The organism is Bacteroides sp. Ga6A2 (genome assembly GCF_000702225.1).
Lineage (GTDB): Bacteria > Bacteroidota > Bacteroidia > Bacteroidales > Bacteroidaceae > Ga6A1.
The window spans coordinates 1-1,369 of the sequence record NZ_JNKX01000087.1 but is presented as its reverse complement, the minus strand read 5'-3'; the positions used below and the strand labels follow the sequence as shown (position 1 = coordinate 1,369).

General features: G+C 45.9%; 1 protein-coding gene. It reads left to right on the top strand.

Annotation, left to right across the window (positions count from 1 at the left end):
• Positions 1 to 205 precede the first annotated feature (205 nt).
• Complete coding sequence (locus tag T538_RS0113765) at positions 206 to 1,153, top strand: LytTR family transcriptional regulator DNA-binding domain-containing protein (protein ID WP_031534620.1); 948 nt, start codon at positions 206 to 208, stop codon at positions 1,151 to 1,153.
• The last annotated feature ends 216 nt before the right edge of the window (positions 1,154 to 1,369 follow it).

Here is a 1,369-nt window from a genome sequence, read left to right as displayed (position 1 = left end):
ATGCCGAACGGCACGTACGGTGGTGTGAGAGGTCGGTAAACATGAAAGCAGGAGATAAACACCTGTGATTAGTGTTTACCTCCTACTCGATTTTTCATTTTTCACTTTTGTATAGTCTTTGCCGATAGAAATATATTTGGGAAACCGCTTGTTTTCTGATAAATGACTTGTTTTTTTGACAGATAAGTTATAATTTTGTGGCCTTATGACTAATGGCAAGAAAGAAGTTTTGAAGGTACGCATAGTAAGCGTAAGTTTTTTTGTGTTCTCGATGGCAATTTTCAAGCCCTTCGGGTTGGGTGCATGGCAATGGAAGGCTTGTATCCATCTGGTTGCGTTGTGGCTGTTAGGCTTCTTGGTGTGCTTGGTTTCCGAGGCTATGGTTGAGTATCTATTCAGAATGCCGCATACTAACGAGCGTGGCGTTGAGTACATCATACGCCGGAATCTTAGGTTTCAGGTGGTAAACACGCTGCTTGTTTCGCTCATGGTGTGTCTCTATCGCCATTTCATGCTTAGCAGTCGCATCGAGGGCAACCGGTTGTCGTGGGCAAACTTTCTCGACACGCTTGGCATCGTGGCTTTCAGTTCTTTTGCCATCGGAATATATTGGCGATTCAAGTTCCGCAGCCGTTACCTTAAAAGCGAACTCGAAGAAACCCGACAGTTCAACGAGCAACTTCAGAAACTGCATCAGATGGCAGAGCAGCGCGCCAAGAATGTCGAGACATCTCTTGCTGCCGATGCTGCCGTTGTTAGCGATGAGGCTCAGCAGTCGTCGGCACCGTCACAGCCTGCCGATGAGATAACGCTTTCTGGCTCCACAAGCGAGTCGGTAACGCTCAGTATTCAGAATCTGCTTTATGTAGAGGCGGTTGGCAACTATGTAAAAGTCTTTCAGTGGCACGACGGACGGCAGCAGGTTGATATGCTCCGCACCACATCGAAGCAGGTTGAGGAGAAGCTTGCCGCCTATCCGATGATTGTGCGCTGTCATCGCGCCTTCATCGTGAATCTCTGTCAGGTCGATGAGATAATATCAAAGGGTGGCGCAATGCAGCTCGTAATAAAGCATTGCAACGACGCTCTGCCTGTTTCGCGCAGCAATATGGCTGGCATTAAAGAGGCGGTAAAGACGGTTCTTGGCGAATGAGAGTTGACAATTCACAGTTGACAATTAATAATTCAGAATTCATAATTCAAAATTGCTTTCTTAATTAGAGAAAGTTGAAAATTCTGAGGCAATTCACGATTGACAGCTTAGGAGTTGTAACGAGGGTGTGTCAAAATAGGCACATCCTTTTTTTATATCAAAGCCCCGACTTTCTCAAGCCAGGGCTTCGTTATGTCGTAAAGTTTTCGTATCTTT

What these genes read in the sequence shown, in the direction of transcription:
- T538_RS0113765 (WP_031534620.1), top strand. Translation starts at nt 206, where the DNA reads ATGACTAATGGCAAGAAAGAAGTTTTGAAGGTACGCATAGTAAGCGTA.